This is a genomic window from Pseudomonas sp. GXM4 (genome assembly GCF_008923895.1).
Taxonomy (GTDB): domain Bacteria; phylum Pseudomonadota; class Gammaproteobacteria; order Pseudomonadales; family Pseudomonadaceae; genus Aquipseudomonas; species Aquipseudomonas atacamensis.
In genome coordinates, this window is sequence record NZ_WBRZ01000434.1 from 1 (window position 1) to 2,833 (window position 2,833).

At 52.9% G+C, this 2,833-nt stretch carries 3 protein-coding genes; all 3 read right to left on the reverse strand.

Annotation, left to right across the window (positions count from 1 at the left end; genetic code table 11):
• Nucleotides 1–78: 78 nt before the first annotated feature.
• On the reverse strand, nt 79–906 hold the full coding sequence (locus F8N49_RS27040) for a glycosyltransferase family 2 protein (RefSeq protein WP_151553258.1): 828 nt from the start codon (nt 904–906) through the stop codon (nt 79–81).
• Between the two features lie 155 nt (nt 907–1,061).
• The gene (locus F8N49_RS27045) at nt 1,062–1,559 is read right to left on the reverse strand and encodes a hypothetical protein (protein ID WP_071171813.1); all 498 of its coding nucleotides are present in this window, start codon (nt 1,557–1,559) and stop codon (nt 1,062–1,064) included.
• Between the two features lie 118 nt (nt 1,560–1,677).
• On the reverse strand, nt 1,678–2,833 hold a 1,156-nt coding region (locus F8N49_RS27050), incomplete at its 5' end, for a DUF6708 domain-containing protein (RefSeq protein ID WP_256675530.1).

Consider the following 2,833-nt stretch of genomic DNA (forward strand, 5'->3'; position numbering starts at 1 on the left):
TCCACTACTTGAAAAGTTGTATACAGAATCTGCAAACAAAAAGGGCGACTTTGCAGTCGCCCTTTTTATTGTTTTCGATCAAGTCGAAGCTTGCATGCCGGCTTTGCCGTGCTGCCCCTGCAAGCGTTTGAGGGTCTGCTGGTACATTTTTGTCCGGCGATGATCCTTGCCATACGTGCCCGCCGCCGCGACGGTGCCGGCCTGAATGTGATCCAGATAGCGGAAAATCTTCCGCGGCGAGAGAAACCTGACGCCATAGCCCAACCCGACCATTCGATCCTGAAGCGTGTAACCAGGCACCTCTTCATCCATGCAGAAGTGCAGTCCGAGCGACTTCATCAAACGCGCATTCCACAGCGTGCAGAAACTTTTCAAATGGGTTTCTTTATACGGGCGTGGCGGCTTCGAACGCAGGCCAAGATGAACTTTGAGCCGACGAACATGATGTTTGCAGAACCGCGAAGTTAAACGCCAGGTATCACGCAGTAACCCACGATCAAGTTGCTCAACACAACCCACCGCCGCCATGTCCGCATTTTTCGTGCATTCGCGCATCATCATCGCAAACACTTCCATGTCGTAGACAAAGGTGTCGGTGTGCAGCAGAAACAAGTAATCGGTCTCAACTTTCGCCAAGGCCAGATCCAACGCCTTGCCATGGGCAATATGCCCCATTTCCTTGCCCGGCGACGGCCGCTCGATCAGATTGATCCAGTCCAGCGAACGCAAATAATCAAGGCTGGCATCCGCCGAATCGTTATCCACCACCCACACTGGAATGCCCTGCGCCTGAACATGCTCGCGCAACAGTTCCAGAGACATGCGGGTGATGTCCGGGGTTTTGTAATTGACCAGAACAAGGCTGAAATTGGGATGCGGCTGGGTAGGCAGATCGAATGCTTTCATGTCGGAGGGACTCATCACGGCTCAAGACGACAGGTTGATGAGCCGGGATGCTAGCGGGGGAAGCTTAGGTGAAGCTTAATTTGGGAGGGAGGCACCTACGGGAATATGACGACGTATATGGTTGGAGATGACTGTCGGACCTCTCCATGCGATTGTCAGGTTCCGAAGTAAAGCTCATCCAGTTGGCGTTTGCGGATTGCCAGGTATTCGTCCCATACCTTGGGAAAATCCTCATCTCTGGTTAGCGGAAAAGTCAGGTAGATGTGTTTTCCGACAACACTGACGTACTGGCGCGCACGTTTGAAGGCCGGCTGTTCGTATACTGAAAGGCTTTCGTCGTAAGCGTCGTGATGGTGGCGAATCGTTACTCGATGAGGGGCAATCATCCCTCGCGCAAAATCGATCACCCAGTCGCCGTCTACGGCCGTATGCAAACAGCCGTAAACACCATCGACCGAGAGCAGGATGCAGGTGTTGGCTTGGTTGCCGTCCTCGTCGTTCGCTAGAACAATCTGGTCTGCGAAGTATTTGATCGTCTGGTTATTCGGACCCTGTAGAAGCAAGCCCCAGCCCTCGACGCCCATGCGAAACTCGCCGATGTTTTGAAAGGTTGCGGTCCATCGATTGGCAAGCGTTATCTGACGGGTATTCATGGGGATTTCAGACTCGAAATTTCCGACTTATGGCGTCGGATAAACCGAAACAAATCGGCTTTACGTTTTAACAGATGTTAAGAATTCAAATAAATAGACGAACGTGGTTGCTCACATTTCATCCATGCAAACCCGCCGCTTTGCACGCTTCGACGAACGTGGCGCCTTTTTTGTCCATGGCAGTCTTGACCATTTGATTGGTTTTCACCAATGCACCGCTGGGCTTGGCCCATTGCTCTGGTGGCAACGGCTCAGACCATGTTTGCACTTGTTCCGGAAGGGTAGGCCGCCCCTTGCGGTGCGCCCATTCGGCTAGCATGTAAGGCATCTTCCAGAAGCTCAGCACGCGCCACATGTACCAGCGGCGCAATGGCCAGTAGGATTTTTTCGAGTAACCGTAATGCTCGCGCTGCTCGGGCGTCAGTTCGTCGCCACCCTCGTCCAGCGACCCCATCGCGCGTGCGTCTTCGCGTTCGATTTCAAAAGTGTGTAGGCCTTCGTACGGTTTGAGCCGATCACCGGATGGAGTCAAACCCAGTGCCTTGAGCATCGGGTATGGAGCATCTACCAACTGACCGTCTTCCATGTAATTACGAATTGAAGTCCACATCCCTAAAGCATGTGCATCGCTGGGTTGTGGTAGCAGGAGGAATTGCACTTTGTCCTGCTCCTCATCCTCCAGACCCATGCCGAACGTGTACTGGCGAGTAGCGCCATAACTGGTGACGCCCTGAGTGTTGGAGACCCAGGCGACTACGCTTTCCCAAGGTACGATGAGGACGCGGCGGGTTTTGCTGTCGACGTAGCAGACTTCGCGGCGTTGGCGGTTGAAGCGGACGGGGTAGGTTTTTGCTGCTTTAAAGACGCCGGAGAGCATTCCGTATAAGTACGCACCAAGAGGGAGAATAAACAGTAGAGAGCCGCTAGCAAAAACCAGTAACGAGTCACCAATTAGGTCGACGAACCTTCTATCTATTCCGTGAGGGCTGAAAAGTGCGAGCCAAGCACAGATAAGCACCGGAGCAATGAATGCTGTCGTCAATGCCATCCAAATTCCAGCGGCAAGTATTTTTCCTTGTTCAACCATTCCCCAATTACTTCCGCCGAGTTCCAGGAATACTTCGTTCATCCCTGAAAAATTCCGGCGAGAGGATTGAGTTTGCCCTGTATAGACCGGTAATGGCGATAGAAACAGAGTTTCATTCATTCCACGGACGCGGACTTCTCCAGCCCTTGGCCTCTCGCTACGGATGTCCGCCACGGCTTCAGAAGTA